This window comes from Mesorhizobium sp. BR1-1-4 (assembly GCF_020165375.1).
Lineage (GTDB): Bacteria > Pseudomonadota > Alphaproteobacteria > Rhizobiales > Rhizobiaceae > Mesorhizobium > Mesorhizobium australicum.
On sequence record NZ_JAIUIB010000005.1, the window covers coordinates 68,735 to 86,021 of the forward strand.

At 63.3% G+C, this 17,287-nt stretch carries 16 protein-coding genes and 1 pseudogene; 12 read left to right on the forward strand and 5 right to left on the reverse strand.

The features are described 5' to 3' along the window. The first annotated feature begins 191 nt into the window (after positions 1-191). Both LB571_RS12075 and LB571_RS12080 read left to right on the forward strand, forming a co-directional pair. Complete coding sequence (locus LB571_RS12075; RefSeq protein ID WP_224594712.1) at positions 192-1,730, forward strand: trimethylamine methyltransferase family protein; 1,539 nt, start codon at positions 192-194, stop codon at positions 1,728-1,730. Positions 1,731-1,796: 66 nt separating this feature from the next. Continuing rightward, positions 1,797-4,238: an FAD-dependent oxidoreductase gene (locus LB571_RS12080; RefSeq protein ID WP_224594715.1), complete on the forward strand. Its 2,442-nt coding sequence runs from the start codon at positions 1,797-1,799 to the stop codon at positions 4,236-4,238. Between the two features lie 14 nt (positions 4,239-4,252). Here LB571_RS12080 and LB571_RS12085 read toward each other — a convergent pair whose 3' ends face one another. Beyond that, positions 4,253-4,648: a DoxX family protein gene (locus LB571_RS12085; RefSeq protein ID WP_140665323.1), complete on the reverse strand. Its 396-nt coding sequence runs from the start codon at positions 4,646-4,648 to the stop codon at positions 4,253-4,255. Between the two features lie 207 nt (positions 4,649-4,855). On the opposite strand from LB571_RS12085, the gene LB571_RS12090 reads away from it, so the two are divergent. Beyond that, on the forward strand, positions 4,856-5,344 hold the full coding sequence (locus LB571_RS12090; RefSeq protein WP_140615536.1) for a hypothetical protein: 489 nt from the start codon (positions 4,856-4,858) through the stop codon (positions 5,342-5,344). Positions 5,345-5,386: 42 nt separating this feature from the next. Here LB571_RS12090 and LB571_RS12095 read toward each other — a convergent pair. Continuing rightward, positions 5,387-6,164, reverse strand: a pseudogene (locus tag LB571_RS12095) (VOC family protein). A gap of 178 nt (positions 6,165-6,342) precedes the next feature. Here LB571_RS12095 and LB571_RS12100 point away from each other — a divergent pair. The 7 genes from LB571_RS12100 to LB571_RS12130 all read left to right on the forward strand — a co-directional run bounded on the left by LB571_RS12100 (position 6,343) and on the right by LB571_RS12130 (position 12,283). Beyond that, positions 6,343-7,068 carry a gamma-glutamylcyclotransferase gene (locus LB571_RS12100; protein WP_140665318.1) on the forward strand — a complete coding sequence of 242 codons (726 nt, stop codon included), beginning with the start codon at positions 6,343-6,345 and terminating at the stop codon, positions 7,066-7,068. A gap of 121 nt (positions 7,069-7,189) precedes the next feature. Next, entirely contained in the window at positions 7,190-8,545 is a 1,356-nt protein-coding gene (locus tag LB571_RS12105) for an NAD(P)-dependent oxidoreductase (protein WP_015317145.1), read from the forward strand. A 5-nt stretch (positions 8,546-8,550) separates the two neighbouring features. Beyond that, entirely contained in the window at positions 8,551-9,393 is an 843-nt protein-coding gene (locus LB571_RS12110; RefSeq protein ID WP_224594718.1) for a class I SAM-dependent methyltransferase, read from the forward strand. Positions 9,394-9,405: 12 nt separating this feature from the next. Continuing rightward, a complete protein-coding gene (gene preA, locus LB571_RS12115) occupies positions 9,406-10,719 on the forward strand; it encodes an NAD-dependent dihydropyrimidine dehydrogenase subunit PreA (protein WP_224594721.1) in 1,314 nt (437 codons plus the stop codon). A 105-nt stretch (positions 10,720-10,824) separates the two neighbouring features. Then, positions 10,825-11,343, forward strand: coding sequence for an RrF2 family transcriptional regulator (locus LB571_RS12120; protein WP_224594724.1), 519 nt, complete (start codon positions 10,825-10,827; stop codon positions 11,341-11,343). Between the two features lie 33 nt (positions 11,344-11,376). Next, positions 11,377-11,835 carry a carboxymuconolactone decarboxylase family protein gene (locus tag LB571_RS12125; RefSeq protein WP_140615548.1) on the forward strand — a complete coding sequence of 153 codons (459 nt, stop codon included), beginning with the start codon at positions 11,377-11,379 and terminating at the stop codon, positions 11,833-11,835. Between the two features lie 70 nt (positions 11,836-11,905). Further along, entirely contained in the window at positions 11,906-12,283 is a 378-nt protein-coding gene (locus tag LB571_RS12130; RefSeq protein ID WP_224594726.1) for a DoxX family protein, read from the forward strand. Between the two features lie 11 nt (positions 12,284-12,294). Here LB571_RS12130 and LB571_RS12135 read toward each other — a convergent pair whose 3' ends face one another. Continuing rightward, positions 12,295-13,017: an SDR family oxidoreductase gene (locus LB571_RS12135; RefSeq protein WP_224594729.1), complete on the reverse strand. Its 723-nt coding sequence runs from the start codon at positions 13,015-13,017 to the stop codon at positions 12,295-12,297. Beyond that, positions 13,014-13,853: an SDR family NAD(P)-dependent oxidoreductase gene (locus LB571_RS12140; RefSeq protein ID WP_140665307.1), complete on the reverse strand. Its 840-nt coding sequence runs from the start codon at positions 13,851-13,853 to the stop codon at positions 13,014-13,016. The genes LB571_RS12135 and LB571_RS12140 overlap by 4 nt, the downstream gene beginning before the upstream one ends. Positions 13,854-13,956: 103 nt before the next feature. Between LB571_RS12140 and LB571_RS12145 the strand changes: the two genes are divergently transcribed. Next, positions 13,957-14,838: a helix-turn-helix transcriptional regulator gene (locus LB571_RS12145; protein ID WP_224594731.1), complete on the forward strand. Its 882-nt coding sequence runs from the start codon at positions 13,957-13,959 to the stop codon at positions 14,836-14,838. A gap of 239 nt (positions 14,839-15,077) precedes the next feature. On the opposite strand, the gene LB571_RS12150 is transcribed toward LB571_RS12145, so the two are convergent. Then, entirely contained in the window at positions 15,078-15,713 is a 636-nt protein-coding gene (locus tag LB571_RS12150; RefSeq protein ID WP_224594733.1) for a TetR family transcriptional regulator C-terminal domain-containing protein, read from the reverse strand. 241 nt (positions 15,714-15,954) lie between these two features. Here LB571_RS12150 and LB571_RS12155 point away from each other — a divergent pair, with 241 nt between their 5' ends. Further along, a complete protein-coding gene (locus LB571_RS12155) occupies positions 15,955-17,283 on the forward strand; it encodes an aspartate aminotransferase family protein (RefSeq protein WP_140822299.1) in 1,329 nt (442 codons plus the stop codon). Positions 17,284-17,287: the final 4 nt, after the last annotated feature.

Consider the following 17,287-nt stretch of genomic DNA (forward strand, 5'->3'; position numbering starts at 1 on the left):
AAAGGGAATCTTGCTGCCGCTGTTAACGCCTCGTCGGCACGGTCAGGTGAGAAAATGCCATAGCTGTATTCCGACGCCAATTGTCGCCTTTTATAAAGTCGTGCTGAGCATATGCCGCCTTGGCTAAAATCACGCCCGTAAACGGCGCATTTCTGACAGCTTGCGCGGTTTACCGAAGCTTTGATGCCGGCATGACCGAACCAAGACGCAAGCGCGGCGCCGAGCGTACCAGCAACCGGGGGCCAGCGCCCATCGCACAGCTGCGGCCCAGGCGGGTGATCAATCCCTATCCGCCGATGGCCTTGCTGTCACCAGACCAGATCGAGGCGATCCATCAGGCGTCGATGCACATATTGGAGAATTTCGGCATCGAGGTGATGAGCCCGCGTGCGCTGTCGCTGTTCGAGAAGGCCGGCGCCAAGGTCGATCACGCCTCGGCCAATGTGCGCGTCGATCGCGGCATGATCGACGAGGCGCTGAAGACAACGCGGTCCGGCTATACGCTGACCCCACGCAATCCGGCCAACACAATCCATCTCGGCGGCAACACCATCAATTTCACGCTGGTTGCGGGTCCTCCCAATGTGCATGACATGGAGCGGGGCCGCCGTGCCGGCAATCTGCGCGACTATGCTGATCTGACCAGGCTGGCGCAGCATTTCAACTGCGTCCACATGCTTGGCAACCAGGTCTGCGCCCCCGTCGAACTGCCGGCCAACTCACGCCATCTCGATACGTACTTCACCAATCTGACGCTGACCGACAAGAGTTTTCATGTCTCGGCGATCGGCCGGGGCAGGGCGCTGGACGGCATCGAGATGATGGCGATCGCGCGTGGGATGACGCTGGCCCAGATGGCTGATGATCCCGGCATTGCCACCATCATCTCGGTCAACTCGCCGCGTCGCTTCGACGAGATGATGGCCGAGGGGCTGATGACCATGGCCGAGTACGGCCAGTCGGTGGCGGTGACACCGTTCACGTTGATGGGAGCGATGAGCCCGGTGACGCTGGCCGGGGCGCTGGCGCAGCAGAATGCCGAGGCGCTGTTCGGCGTCGTGCTGACGCAGCTGGTGCGGCCAGGCGCGCCCGTGATGTACGGCGCCTTCACCTCCAATGTCGACATGAAGTCGGGCGCGCCGGCCTTCGGCACGCCTGAAAACACCAAGGCCAACATCGTTTCGGGTCAATTGGCGCGCCGCTATGGCCTGCCATACCGGACGACGCCCGGTTCGGCTTCCAACGCCGCCGACGCGCAAGGCGCCTATGAGACGCTGATGGCGTTGTGGGGCGCGGTGCTTGGCCATGGCAATCTCGTCTACCACGCCGCCGGCTGGCAGGAGGGCGGGCTGACGGCTTCGTTCGAGAAATTCATCATCGACGTCGAGATGATCCAGCACATGATGGAGTTTTTGCGCCCGATCGTGGTCGATGAGGCCGAACTTGCCGTCGAGGCGCTGGGCGCGGTGCCGACCGGCGGCCATTTCTTCGGCGAGCCGCACACGCTGGAGCGCTACGCCACCGCCTTCTACCAGCCGATGCTCTCCAACTGGCAGAATTACGAAGCCTGGCAGGAGGCCGGCGGCCTCGACGCAACCGCGCGCGCGACGCGGCTGTGGAAGAAGGCGCTGGAGGATTATGTCGAGCCGGTGATGGACATCGCCGTACGCGAAGCGCTCGAGGCCTACGTGGCCAAGCGCAAGGAAGCGATCGGACAGGGCGAGCCGTAATGCGCCACGAACGTCCCGTTTTGAATCATCCCACCCATCCAACTAACTGATATCAGAGAAGAAACCATGAAATCGCATGCAAAGGTCGTGGTCATCGGCGGTGGCGTCGTCGGATGTTCGGTGCTGTTCCATCTCGCCCGTCATGGCTGGACCGACGTCGTGCTGCTGGAGCGCGACGAGCTGACCTCGGGCTCGACCTGGCACGCGGCCGGCGGCATGCACACGATCAATGGCGATCCCAACGTCGCCAAGCTGCAGAAATACACCATCAACCTCTACAAGGAGATCGAGGAGCTGTCGGGCCAGGCAACCGGCGTCCACCTGACCGGCGGCGTGCTTCTGGCGGCCACCGAGGCGCGGCTCGACTGGCTGCGCGGGGTGGTCGCTAAGGGCCGTTATCTCGGCATCGAGCTGGAGGAAATCTCCCCGAAAGAGGCGGCCGAACTGATGCCGCTGCTCGATCCCAAGCAGTTCGTCGGCGCCGTCCGCAACAAGGAGGACGGCCACCTCGATCCCTCCGGTGTCACCCACGCCTATGCCAAGGCGGCACGAAAACTCGGCGCCGAGGTGGAGCGCTTCACCAAGGTCGAGGATATCGTGCGCCGTCCCGACGGGCTGTGGCGCGTCATCACCAACAAGGGCGAGGTGGTGGCCGAGCATGTCGTCAATGCCGGCGGCCTGTGGGCGCGCGAGGTCGGCCGCATGGTTGGGCTCGAACTGCCAGTACTGGCGATGGAGCACATGTACCTGATCACCGAGGACATGCCGGAGGTTGCTGCCTGGAACCAGAAAACCGGCACCGAAATCATCCATGCGGTCGATTTCGACGGCGAACTCTATCTGCGCCAGGAACGCGGCGGCATGCTGATGGGCACCTATGAGAAAGCCAACAAACCATGGTCAGAATACCAGACGCCGTGGAATTTCGGCCATGAATTGCTGGCGCCGGAGATCGACCGCATCGCGCCGTCGCTCGAGGTCGGTTTCCGGCATTTCCCGGCTTTCCAGAACACCGGCATCAAGCAGATCATCAATGGGCCCTTCACTTTCGCGCCCGACGGCAACCCGCTGGTCGGGCCGGTGCGCGGCCTGCCGGGCTTCTGGGTCGCCTGCGGCGTCATGGCCGGCTTCAGCCAGGGCGGTGGCGTTGGTCTGGCGCTATCCAACTGGATGATCGAGGGCGATCCCGGCGCCGATATCTGGGCGATGGATGTTGCGCGCTACGGCGACTGGGCGACGATGGCCTACACCAACGCCAAGGTGCGCGAAAACTATTCCCGGCGTTTTTCGATCCGCTTCCCCAACGAGGAACTGCCGGCCGGGCGGCCGCTAAAGACGACGCCCGTCTATGACCTGTTGTCGGCCAAGGGTGCGCAGTGGGGCGTCGCCTACGGGCTGGAAGTGCCGCTCTGGTACGCGCCGGAAGGCGTCAAGGACGAGTTCTCATGGCGGCGCTCGAGCGACTTCAGCCATGTCGCCGCCGAAGTCGCGACGGTTCGCGCTGGCGTCGGCTTGTCGGAGATATCGAGCTTCGCCAAATACAAGGTGACGGGCGAGGGGGCCGCGGCCTGGCTCGACCGGATGCTCGCCTGCAAGCTGCCGAAGCCCGGCCGGATGACGCTCGCCCCGATGCTGAAGGACGACGGCAGGCTGATCGGCGATTTCACGCTGGCCAATCTCAGCCCCCAAGGTCGGGAAGAAGCGGGCTGGTTCCTGGCCGGCTCCGGCATTGCCGAGCAATATCACATGCGCTGGTTCGAGCAGCATCTGCCCGACGATGGCTCGGTCCATATCGAAGCGCTGGGACAAAAGCTTACCGGCCTGTCGATTGCCGGCCCCAAGGCCAGGGACGTGCTGGCGAAAGCCACGCGCTCCGACATCTCGAACGCGGCATTTCCCTTCATGGCCGTCGGCAAGATGGATGTAGGCATGGCGCCATGCCTGGTCGGCCGCGTCAGCTACACCGGCGATCTCGGCTACGAGATCTGGGTGGTGCCGGAATATCAGCGTGCCGCCTATCAGGCGCTGATGGCGGCGGGGGCGGAATTCGGCATCGGCCTGTTCGGCTCGCGCGCGCTCAACGCGCTGCGGCTGGAGAAGAACTACGGCTCATGGGGGCGCGAATACCGGCCGATCTACGGGCCGCTGGAAGCCGGCATCGATCGTTTCGTCGCCTACGGCAAGGACGCGGATTTCATCGGCAAGGCGGCGGCTCTGGCCGAGCGCAAACAGGGCGGCAAGTTGCGGCTGCGCGCCTTCATCGTCGATGCCGACGATGCCGATGTCATCGGCGACGAACCGATCTGGTTCGGTGGCGCGGTGCGCGGCTGGGTGACGTCGGGCGGCTATGCCCATCATTCGAAGAAGTCGGTCGCTGTCGGCTATGTGCCGAAGGAGATCGCAGAGGAGAGCGACGGCTTCGAAATCGAATTGCTGGGCAAACGGCATGCGGCGCGCATTCAGGCGGCGCCGCTGTTCGATGCGAATTTCGAACGGATGCGGGGGTGACCCCCCGCATGGGATCATGCGCCGCGGCGGTTGTCGAGCGCGAAGGCGCCGGCGCCGGCAAAGACCAGATAGAGGAAGATGAAGCAGAACGAGATCGCCGAATCGCCGCTGTTGTTGACGGGGAAGAAGTCGCGCGGCATGTGCGCCATGAAATAGGCGATCGCCATTTCGCCGGCCAGAAGGAATGCGACCGGGCGGGTGAAAAGGCCCAGCGCCAGCAGAATGCCACCGGCGAATTCGAGGATGCCGGCTGCTAACGGCAGTCCGCTCAACGCGGTGGCTGCGTGGTCGCTGGCGGGGAAATTGAACAGTTTCTGCGTGCCGTGCTCGATGAACTGCAGCGCGGTCATGATGCGCAGAACGCCAAGCGCCTGCGGCTGGTATCTGGCAAGGCCATCGAAAAGCTTCATCCAAAACTCCGTTTGGCTTCTCGGACCGGCCATAGGTTATTGCCCGGCAGTGGACCATTCACATCCCATGGCCAGCCATCAACAATTGGTGATTGGAAATGTTCCCCGCCTTTCATATTGTTCTCGTAAAGGTTGCATTTTTGCCTGTTTGGTTGTATTGGTTGTAGGCGTCGATTTGGATGCTCTTCACATGTGGGTCCCCTTGCCATGAAAAAAGTCGCCATCAGCCTGTTCGCAATCCTTGTGAGTACCAGTTTAGCCATGGCCGAGGACGCCGGCTGCGAGGCCTTCAGATGGCCGGTGACGCGCGAACAGGCGCTGTTTGCAACGGCACCCTCAACGCCGTCCGGAGCGACACTGGCAGTAGGGGCGGCCGCGGATCTGGCGCTGGTGCCGGCCGAGAAGGCCGGCTTTGCGGTGCCGCCCGAACGCGCACCTGCGGAAGGCACATTCGGCGCTGTCGCCAGTGTGGCGGTGCCGCCGGAGGGGACCATCCAGATCAGCCTGTCGGGCGAGGCCTGGGTCGATGTTATCCAGGACGGCAAAGCCGTGAAATCGTCCGGCTATAGCGGCGTCAAGACGTGTCCCGGCATCCGCAAAAGCGTGCGCTTCAAGCTCGCGGCCGGCCAAGCCACCGTCCAGTTCAGCGGTGCCAAGAAAGAGACCCTCAAGGTCGCGGTGCTGGCACCGGAATAAGCCGACGCCAGCAAGCGTGATATCAGCGGTTGACGCGGGCGCTTATCGCACCGGCGCCATCAAAGCGAAGTGCGCGCCTTGCGGATCCTGGCATTGCACGACCCAGCTGCCTCCGGGGACCTCCATCGGTCCCATCAGGATCTTGCCGCCATTGTCGGTGACGCGTTTTGCGGCCGCGTCGATGCCGGTGACGTTAAAATAGAACTGCCAGACCGGCACCGGAATCTGCTCGGGCTTGTTCATGATGCCACCGCCGGATTCGGGGCCGGCGGTAAAGGTCTGGTAAGTGCCCATCGGCCCCATGTTGAATTCGCCGGCATTGGCCCAGCCGAACTGGCTGGAATAGAAGTCAAACGCGGCCTTCCAGTCGCTCGTATAAAGCTCATGCCAGCCGATATGGCCCGGCGTGCTGGCCGGCACGACGGGCTGGTCGGGGCCGTTCGGCTGCAGGAGCATGAAGGTCGCGCCTTGCGGATCGGCCACGACGGCAAAGCGGCCGACGCCTGGAATGTCGTCGGGCTGGCGGTGAACGGCGCCCCCCCGCCTTTTCCAGCGACGCTGTTGCCGCGTCGACATCCCTGGCGTGGATGTAGCCCAGCCAGGCGGGCGGCATGCCCATCTTGGCGGCATCCTGAGGCATCGTCATCAGGCCGCCGAAGCCACGCTCGCCGGCATTCATGACGACATAGCGCGGCATGCCTGGAGCCTTATCGAAGGGCTCGGCCTTCCAGCCCACCACGGCGGGGTAGAAAGCCTCGGCGGCGTCGAGGTCTGATGTCATCAGTTCGTACCAGAAGAAGGGCATCGGGGATTGTGGCATGGTCGGTCTCCTCACCTTTGTGCGCCGATCGTCGTTCGATCCATCCTAGGACGATCTTGACGACGGAAATCCGACATCTGGGCTGGAAATCGGGAACGGCAAGGCGCACCCTCTTGGCAATCTTGCGTGTCTTGCGATTTTCGCCTTTGCTTGGCCTCGAGGAGGAGGTCGTCGTTCCATGCGGCAGATGTCACTTACAGCCGAGCTTGTCGCACTGTGCCATCGCGACGAGGCCGATCCCGGGCCCAGCGGCGGCTGGACGCAACTGAGCGACGAGGATTTCCGGGTCCTTTCCGCGCGGCTCGCCGATGAAGCAGATGCGGGGCCGCTATGGGTGTTCGCCTATGGCTCGCTGATCTGGAAGCCGGCTTTCGAGTCCGTCGAACGCCAGCGTGCCACCGCCCATGGCTGGCACCGCTCGTTCTGCATCGACATGGTTCGCTGGCGCGGCAGCGTCGCGCAGCCTGGGCTGATGATGGCCCTCGAACGCGGCGGGCGGTGCGATGGTGTGATCTACCGTTTGCCGGAAGGGGAGAAGACTGCTCAGATCGAAAGGCTGTTGCGGCGCGAGATCGACGATCATGAGAGCGTCGCTTCGGTCAGGTGGGTCTCGGTGCGTACGGCGCAAGGGCATCTTCGGGCGCTGGGTTTCTGGGTCGGGGTGACGGGCAGGGGCACTTCGCTCGGGCAGCCGCTGGACCGGGTGGCGCGGGTGCTGGCGCGCGCCTGCGGCCATGTCGGCTCCGGGGCGGAATATCTTTACAACACGGTCAGCCACCTCGAGGAATTCGGCATTCGCGACCGCAATCTTTGGACGTTGCAGCAATTGGTCGCCGACGAGATCAGGTCTATCCACGGCAACGGCAGGGGTGGCGGCCTTATCCCAGTGTCACCGTCATCATAACATGAATACAGTTATCATATTTTCTTCCAGTCTTTTCAACGATTTGCGCCAAAAATTGACCAATTGATAAAAAAATAAAACGTGCTAGCCTTCCCCAAAACGAAAACATGGGGAACTGAGAATGCCAGAAGGCCAGTTCAAAGAGGGTATTGTCGGCGGCCGACTTCTGCCCGACCAATACGCGGATAATTTTTCCGACCTGCATCCCCCGCTCGATCATCACGAGGCGCTGGTCGAATCCGATCGCTGCTATTTCTGCTACGACGCGCCGTGCATGAACGCATGCCCGACCTCGATCGACATTCCGCTGTTCATCCGCCAGATCTCGACCGGCAACCCGATCGGCTCGGCCAAGACCATCTTCGACCAGAACATTTTGGGCGGCATGTGCGCCCGCGTCTGCCCCACCGAGACGCTGTGCGAGGAGGTTTGCGTGCGCGAGGTTGCGGAAGGCAAGCCGGTCCAGATCGGCCGTCTGCAGCGCTACGCCACCGATGTCGCGATGAGCGAGAGCAGGCAGTTTTATCCGCGTGCCGAGCCGACAGGAAAGACCGTAGCCGTCGTCGGCGCCGGCCCGGCCGGTCTTGCCGCGGCGCACCGGCTCGCCCGCCATGGCCATGACGTGACCATCCTGGAGGCGCGCCCGAAGGCGGGCGGCCTCAACGAATATGGCATCGCCGCCTACAAGAGCGTCGACAACTTTGCCCAGGCCGAGGTCGACTATGTCACCGCGATCGGCGGCATCGACATTCAGAACGGCAAGGCGCTCGGCCGCGACTACCAGCTCTCCGACCTGATCCGCAATTACGATGCGGTGTTCCTCGGCATGGGGCTTGGCGGTGTCAACGCGCTGCGCGCCGATGGCGAGGATGCCGCCGGCGTCACCAATGCGGTCGAATTCATTGCCGAACTGCGCCAGGCCAGCGACCTCTCAGGGTTGCCGGTCGGCCGCCGCGTCGTCGTCATCGGCGGCGGCATGACGGCGATCGACGCCGCCGTGCAGTCGAAGCTGCTTGGCGCCGAGGAGGTGACGATCTGCTACCGGCGCGGCCAGGAGCATATGAACGCCTCCGAATTCGAACAGGACCTGGCCGCCGCCAATGGCGTCACCATCCGTCACTGGCTGCAGCCAAAGCGGGTGATTGCCGAAGGCGGCAAGGTCAGTGCCATCGAACTCGAATACACGGCACTCGACGGCGACCGGCTTGCCGGCACCGGCGAGACGCTGACGCTGGTTGCCGACCAGGTATTCAAGGCCATCGGCCAGAGTTTCGTGCCGGCTGCACTCAACGGCAGCGGGGCGTCGATCGATCTCGAAGCCGGCCGTATCAAGGTCGACGCGGAAGGGCGCACATCGCTGGCCAAGGTCTGGGCCGGCGGCGACTGCATTTTTGGTGGCGACGACCTGACCGTTTCGGCCGTGGCGCAAGGGCGCGACGCGGCGGAAAGCATCCACAGGAGCCTGACCCAGGGATAAGGATCATGGCCACGGTGGAACCGGGCATTGCCCGTCACTATGAGATTTCAGGCCTGGAGGAGCGGATTCTTGCCGCGCTTGCCGATACCGGCGTGGAAATTGCCCATCTGAGCGCCGACGATCTCGCAGTGGTCGACGAATTCCACATTGGCGGCGTGGCCGCCACCAGGGAACTCATCGATCAGATGGGGCTGAAGCCTGGAGCCCGGCTTCTCGACATTGGTTCAGGCATCGGCGGCCCGGCCCGTTTTGCCGCGAACAATGCCGGCGCCGATGCCACCGGCATCGACCTGACCCAAAGCTATGTCGATATCGCGACCAGCCTGTCGAAACGGGTGGGGATGGCCGGCAAGACGCGCTTCGTGGAAGGCAGCGCGCTGGACATGCCGTTCGCCAAGGCCAGCTTCGATGCGGCAATGATCCTGCATGTCGGCATGAACCTTCCCGACAAGGCCAAGCTGATGAGCGAGGCCGCCCGCGTGCTGAAGCCCGGCGGCGTCTTTGCCGTCTATGACGTGATGCGGCTCAAGGATGGAGCACTGACCTATCCGCTGCCATGGGCCTCCGACGCGACCATGTCGTTCGTCGCCACGCCTGCTGATTATCGAGCCGCCGCCACCGCCTGCGGCTTTTCAGTAATCGCCGAGCGCCCGCGCGGCGCTTTCGCCATCGAATTCTTCGCCACCATGCGTGCCCGCATGGCTGCCGCGCAGGCCGAGGGCAAAAAGCCGCCGCCCGGCGTCGCCCTGATCATGGGCGAGGATGCCCGCACCAAGATCGCTAATCTCACCGCCGCGCTTGAAGGCGGCATTCTTGCACCCGTGGAAATGCTCCTTCGTCTCCGTTGAAAGGGACCTGTCATGGCTGACATCAGAAACAATTTCGTCGGCATCAAATCGCCCAATCCGTTCTGGCTGGCCTCGGCGCCGCCGACCGACAAGGCCTACAACGTCATCCGCGCTTTCAAGGCGGGTTGGGGCGGTGTCGTCTGGAAGACGCTGGGCGAAGAGGGGCCGCCGGTGGTCAACGTCAACGGCCCGCGCTACGGCGCGATCTGGGGCGCCGACCGGCGCCTGCTCGGCCTCAACAACATCGAACTGATCACCGACCGCGATTTGCACACCAATCTGCGCGAGATGAAGCAGGTCAAGATGGATTGGCCCGACCGTGCGCTGATCGCCTCCATCATGGTGCCCTGCGTCGAGGAGAGCTGGAAATCGATCCTGCCGCTGGTCGAGGAGACCGGCGCCGACGGCATCGAGCTCAATTTCGGTTGTCCGCACGGCATGTCGGAACGCGGCATGGGCGCGGCCGTCGGCCAGGTGCCGGAATATATCGAAATGGTGGTGCGCTGGTGCAAGCAATATACGCGCATGCCCGTCATCACCAAGCTGACGCCCAACATCGCCGATATCCGCAAGCCGGCGCGGGCAGCGCATGCCGGCGGCACCGACGCGGTGTCGCTGATCAACACCATCAATTCGATCACCGGCGTCGACCTCGACAGTTTCGCGCCGATGCCGACCATCGATGGCAAGGGTTCGCATGGTGGCTATTGCGGTCCGGCGGTGAAGCCGATCGCCATGAACATGGTGGCCGAGATCGCCCGCGACCCCGAAACCCGCGGCCTGCCGATCTCCGGCATTGGCGGCATCACCACGTGGCGGGACGCCGCCGAATTCATGGCGCTGGGCGCCGGCAACGTGCAGGTCTGCACGGCGGCGATGACCTACGGCTTCAAGATCGTGCAGGAGATGATCGCCGGCCTCGAAAACTGGATGGACGAGAAGGGCCACCGCTCACTCGACGACATCATCGGCCGCGCCACGCCCAACGTCACCGACTGGCAGTATCTCAACCTCAACTATGTCGCCAAGGCGCGTATCGACCAGGATGCCTGCATCAAATGCGGCCGCTGCCACATCGCCTGCGAGGATACTTCGCACCAGGCGATCACCAGCATGGTCAACGGCGTCAGGCATTTCGAGGTGATCGAGGCCGAATGCGTGGGCTGCAATCTGTGCGTCAATGTCTGCCCTGTGGACAATTGCATCACCATGGAGCCGCTTGCGGCCGGCGCGTTGGACCAGCGCACCGGCAGACCTGTGTCGCCGGTCTATGCCAACTGGACCACGCACCCGAACAACCCGATGGCCAAGGTGGCGGCGGAGTAGGGCAACCTTTCAAAAGCGGCGTCTCCGGGCGTCGCCTTTTCATTTTCCTATTGCAGATAAACATTATCCAGGATATGCATTATCTATGAATTGGAGACTAGCATTATGAAGCTGGGCGAGGGTGTTGAGGCGGCCATCCACTGCGCGGCGACACTGGCGAGCGTCGACGGCAACAGCACCATGCCGGGCGCGGCGCTGGCGGAATCCTTCGGCCTGTCTCCGAGCTATTTGCTGAAGCATCTCAACATGCTGACGGCGTCCGGCATTCTGGAATCGGTGCCGGGTCCCGCCGGCGGCTACCGGCTGGCGCGGGCTGCCGAACGCATCACGCTGCTCGACATCGTGCTGGCCATCGAAGGGCGCGAGCCGGCTTTTCGCTGCGGCGAGATCCGCCGCAACGGTCCGGTCAAGATCGATGCCTCCGCCTATGTGAAACCTTGCGGCATCAATGCCGCGATGCTCAAGGCGGAGCGCGCCTACCGGGCATCGCTCGCCGAGGTGAAGTTGTCCGATATCGTGGCGGATTACGCTGCGGAAGGCGACCCCAGATCGTTTGCCGCGAGCTGCGCCTTTGTCGAGCGCCACCAACGGCGGCAGAAACCCAGTTCAACCAACCAAGCCTAAATTAACCTCCCCAAGGATGTGAAAGGAAAGACGATGAAACAGAGGCTGCAGTTCTTCGCCAAGGCGCCCGAGATCATGAAGGCTGTGTCGGCACTCAACAAGGCGGTCGACGAATGTGGACTGGAGGTGAGCCTGCTGCACCTGATCAAGCTCAGGGCCTCGCAGATCAATGGCTGTTCCTTCTGCGTGGAGATGCACAGCCGCGAAGCCAGGCGCGACGGCGAGACCGAGCAGCGGCTCTATCTCGTCGCCGCCTGGAAGGAATCGCCGCTGTTCTCCGAGCGCGAACGCGCAGGACTGGCCTGGACCGAGGCGGTGACGCTGATCGCCAACGATGGCGTGCCGGACGAACTCTATGCGCGCACGCTGGAGCATTTCTCGGAAGAGGAACTGGTCAAGCTCTCCGTCGCGATCGGCATGATCAACACATGGAACCGACTTTGCATTCCGTTCCACGCCATCCATCCGATGCCGGCCGCCAAGGCGGCCTGACAGTCCGGACATCTGTTGGGGGCGCCGCCGGGGAAAGGCGGCGCCCCTACTGTTTCAAAGGGGGAGTTCAATGCCTGTCGATTTGCCTTCGACCTTGCTGTTTCTCGGTCGCCTGCTGCTCGGCGGTGCCTTTGTCTTCGCCGGCTTGCGCAACATCCAGAACGCGGATTTCCTGACCAGGTTGGTGGCCGCGCGTGGCGTGCCCCAGGCCCGGCTGGCGTTGTGGGCGGGCATTGTCGCGCAGATCATCGCGGGAGTGCTGGTGATGGTCGGCCTCTGGACCGCGATTGCCTGCGTGGTGCTGGTGCTGTTCCTGATCGTGGCGACGCCGATGTTCCACAATTTCTGGGATCATCAGGGTCCAGACCGCGCAGCGCGCATCAATGGCTTCGTCGGCAATGTCGCGCTGAGCGGAGGGTTTTTGACGCTGATCGCGCAGTCGCTTTAACTCTCCAACGTTTACGCCGCGAACCGCAGGCCGCCATCGCAGGTCAGCACCTGGCCGGTCATGAAGCCGTTGGAGACGAGGAAGGCTATCGCCGAGGCGACGTCCTCGGCGCGGCCGATGCGGCCGACCGGCGTTTTCCCCGCATAGTCGGCAAAGACCGCCTGCCGCTGCTCTGCGGGCAAAAAGTCCCACCATGGCGTGTCGATGACGCCGGGCGCCACGACGTTGACGCGCAGCGGCTTCAGCTCGACCGCCAGGATCGGCGCCACGGTCAGGAGCATGCCATTGATGGCGCCGATGCCGGCGACGCCCGGCGTGGCGAGCTGGGCCGATACCGCCGAGATGAAGGTGACCGACCCCGATTTGTTCAGCGTCGGCAAGGCGGCCTGCAGGCAGGAGAGTTGAGGCCGTACCTTCTCGTCAACGCCCCCGGCGATATCGGTGAGGTCGTGGGTTTCGAACGGACCGAGGCCCTTGCCGCCGCTCGCCGCCAGAACGAGGTGGTCGAACGAGCCGAGGCGCTCGAAAAATTGGCGGACTTCATCCGGTTTCGAAGCGTCGAAGGCCGCCTTGTCGGCCGCTCCGCCAAGGCTTTTCCAGGCGCTGATGAGCTTGTCCTGGTTGCGCCCGGTGATCGTGACCTTCATGCCCGGGCCGAGCAGTTTGCGCGCCGTCGCCAGGCCGATGCCGGATGAGCCGCCGATGATCACCGTGTGTTCGGTTCTGTTGGTCATGAATGCTGTTCCTTCGTTTTAGGGAAAGCCAGCCCGACGAGGTCGAGGCTCAGGCTTCGCAATTGTTGTCTTGCCTTGGCATCGTAAGCCTGGGCGTCGGCGCGGGATTCGCGCAGGCCGTCGAAATAGAGGCCGCTGCGCCCTTCCAGCGCGGGCGAGGTGGCGAGATTCAAGATAGCCTCGGCGCCGGTCTCGACCGAACTCCATGGCGTGACGCCTGCCTGGCGGACCATGGTGGTGTTCATGTAGCTCGCCGGATGCAGCGCGTTGACGGTGACGCCGCTGCCTTCCAACTGCCCGGCCAGATCGACGGTGAACAGGATCTGCGCCAGCTTGCTCTGGCAATAGGCGCGCACGCCGCTGTAGCCGCGGGTCAGCATGACGTCGCCGAAATCGATCGCCTGCTGGCCGGCGGACGCGACATTGACGATGCGTGCCGGGGCGCTCGCCTTCAGCAGCGGCAGAAGCTCCGAGGTCAGCAGGAAGCCGGCGAGATAATTGACGGCAAAGCGCAACTCGTAGCCATCGGCGCTTGTCTGTCGTTTGTCGCCAGCGGTGCCGACGCCGGCGTTGTTGATGAGGATGTCGAGGCGGCTCGTGCTGGCGCGCACGGCTTCGGCGAGGCGTCGTACCTGCGCCAGCGAAGCGAGATCGGCCGCGAAAAACTCGGCCTTGCCGCCGGCGGCTTCGATGGCGGCGATAGTGGCGTCGCCGCGTGTGGCATCGCGGCCATGCACCAGCACCCGTGCGCCGGCGGCACCCAGCCTTTGCGCCACCACGCGGCCGACGCCGTCGGTCGAGCCGGTGATGAGGATGGTCTTGTCTTTCAATTCCATGTTCAGAGCCTCCTGTTGTTGCTCTGAACGCAAGATGGAGCGCTTCGCCCATGTCAAACAGTTCAAACTTTATCCTGGTATCAATACTGCTATAATAGCCGGTATGAACGCTCCCGTTGCCTCCACCCGATCAGCCGACGAGAGCCGCCGGCGCGAACTCGGCGCCTTCCTGCGGTCGCGCCGGGAAAGGCTGGCGCCATCGGCCACCGGCATCGCGACAGGTCCGCGACGGCGCACGCCGGGTCTGCGGCGGGAGGAAGTGGCGATGATCGCCGGTGTCGGCACCACTTGGTACACCTGGCTCGAGCAGGGCAGGGACGTGCGGCCCTCGGTGGAAGTGCTGGCGGCGCTCTGTGAGGCTTTGCGCCTCGACGCCGTCGAGAAGCGGCATCTGTTCATCCTGGCCGGCCGCCAGCAGCCGGAGCGTCATGTGGCGGCACCTGAAAAGGTCGACGCTACGCTGTTGCACATGCTGCAAAGCCTGGTGCAGCAGCCCGCCTATGTCGTCGGCCGCCGTTGGGACGTACTTGCCTGGAACGACGCGGCCGTGGCGGTGTTCGGCGACTATGGCTTGCTCGAGGGCGATAGCAGAAACATCGTCCACATGGTGTTCACCAACCCGCACCATCGCCGCCTGCTGGTCGACTGGGAAGAACTTGCCCGCGTGGTGCTTGCTTCGTTTCGTGCCGAAAGCGCCAAATATGTCGGCGATCCGGATTTCGAACGGCTGATCGCGCTGATGATGAGTTCAAGTCCCGAGTTCAGTGACTGGTGGCCCCGGCGCGACGTGGCGCGCAGGCTGACTGGCGTGAAGCATGTCCGGCATCCCACAGTGGGCCTGATGGCCTTCGAGCATATGAGCCTGTCGATCGACGACGGCTCCGATATGCGGCTGATCGTCTACACGCCGCTCGCCGAGCAGAACTCGATCTCCAAACTTCAAAGATTGCTGGAGGCGATGCCGGCCGAACGGCGCAGCGCGTGAAGTTATCTGCCGGCGCGCTCTCAACTTCGTCATCCACGGGCGAAGCGGACGCGCAGACCCGAGGATCCATGCCGTTACCTTGACAGTATAGTGCAGCGGAGCAGAATTCTGGACCGTAGCGGCGCTCATGTGTCGCGGCATGGATTCTAGGGTCTGCGCCGCGTCGCTTCGCTCCTTGCTTCGCCCTAGAATGACGAAGCCAATGTGCGCTTCGGCCAATCTAGACATGATTTCGCCTGTTACCCTTTCGGCCTCAGCCCATCGAGGAACAATTGCTCCAGGAAGCGGGCAGCGTCCTCGAAGCGGCCGTCGCCGCCACGGTTCGGCCCCAGCACGGCGCGGACCTGGACATCGAAATCGGCGTAATGCTGCGTCGTCGCCCAGATCGAGAAGATCAGGTGCCAGGGATCGGTCCGGGCGATCTTGCCGGCGCGCATCCAGCCCTTGATGACGGCGGCTTTCTCGTCGACCAGCGTCTTCAACTCGCCCGCCAGCAGCGGCATGATGCGCGGCGCGCCTTGCAGGATCTCGTTGGCGAACAGCCGGCTCTCGCGCGGAAAGTCGCGCGCCATTTCCAGCTTGCGCCTGATGTAACTCCTGAGTTCAGTCATCGGATCGCCGATGTCGTCGAGTTCCCGCAGCGGCGCCAGCCAGGTTTCGAGCAGCCGTTCCATCAATGTCTCGTGAATGTCTTCCTTGCGGCGGAAATAGTAGAGCAGGTTCGGCTTCGACATGCCGGCGGCTTCGGCGATCTGGTCGATGGTCGAACCGCGGAAGCCGTTGGTGGAAAACACTTCGAGCGCGGCCTCCAGGATCAGTTCGCGCTTTTCCTGCTGGATGCGGGTGCGGCGAGGGGCTTGCGTGCTCGCGGTCACCGTTGCGGACCCTCGTATTGCCAAATCTCGCATTCAAGGTCATCTGGACCAATTCTCTGGACCAGTTTTTCCCTAAGCTGTGGAACGCACTTCAGGAGCCGCATTTCCGCTAGTAATCCATTGACCGCCGACATGGCGGTGCTAACGTTTGTCCAATCGGTCAAAATTTGCGTAGCATGAAAGCGCGGCAAAGACCAAGCGTTGGACGCAGCGAAACAGGTTACAAGGGGAAGTCTTGGTCATGTCCAACCGGCTGAAAGTCACGCCGAACGATCTCAGCGCATTCTGGATGCCGTTCACGGCAAACCGGCAGTTCAAGCAGGCGCCGCGCATGTTCGTGTCCGCCAAGGACATGCATTACACGACCAGCGATGGCCGCAAGGTATTGGACGGCACCGCCGGCCTGTGGTGCGTCAACGCCGGCCATTGCCGTCCCAAGATCACCGAGGCGATCCAGCACCAGGCCGCCGAGCTGGATTATGCGCCCGCCTTCCAGATGGGCCATCCGATCGTGTTCGAACTGGCGAACCGCCTGGTCGACCTCGCGCCCAAGGGCATGGACCATGTCTTCTTCACCAATTCCGGTTCGGAATCGGTGGAAACGGCGCTGAAGATGGCGATCGCCTATCATCGCGTGAAGGGCGAGGGGTCGCGCACCCGCCTCATCGGCCGCGAGCGCGGTTATCACGGCGTCAATTTCGGCGGCATCTCGGTCGGCGGCATCGTCACCAACCGCAAGATGTTCGGCACGTTGCTGGGCGGCGTCGACCACATGCCGCACACGCATCTGCCGGAGAAGAACGCCTTCTCCAAAGGCGTGCCGGAGTATGGCGCGGAGCTCGCCAACGAACTCGAGCGTATCGTCGCCCTGCATGACGCCTCGACCATCGCCGCCGTCATCGTCGAGCCGGTCGCGGGTTCCACGGGCGTCATTCTGCCGCCGAAGGGCTATCTCGAGAAGCTGCGCGAAATCTGCACCAAGCACGGCATCCTGTTGATCTTCGACGAGGTCATCACCGGCTTCGGCCGTCTCGGCGCGCCGTTCGCGGCCGACTATTTCGGCGTCACGCCCGACATCATGACCACCGCCAAGGGCGTCTCCAACGGCGTCATCCCGATGGGCGCGGTGTTCGTGAAGAAGGAAATCCACGACGCCTTCATGACCGGCCCCGAGCACATGATCGAGTTCTTCCACGGCTACACCTATTCGGGCAACCCGATCGCCTGTGCGGCTGCACTCGGCACGCTGGACACCTACAAGGAAGAGGGCCTGCTGACGCGCGGCGAGGAACTGGCGCCTTACTGGGAAGATGCACTGCATTCGCTGAAGGGCGAACCGCATGTCATCGACATCAGGAACATCGGCCTGATCGGCGCGATCGAACTGGCGCCGATCGCCGGCAGTCCGACAAAGCGGGCCTTCTCGGCCTTCGTCAAGGCGTTCGAGCGCGGCGCGCTGATCCGCACCACCGGCGACATTATTGCACTGTCGCCGCCGCTGATCATCACCAAGGGTCAGATCAACGAACTGATCGATCATGTGCGTGAAGTGCTTAGGATGATCGATTGAAGAA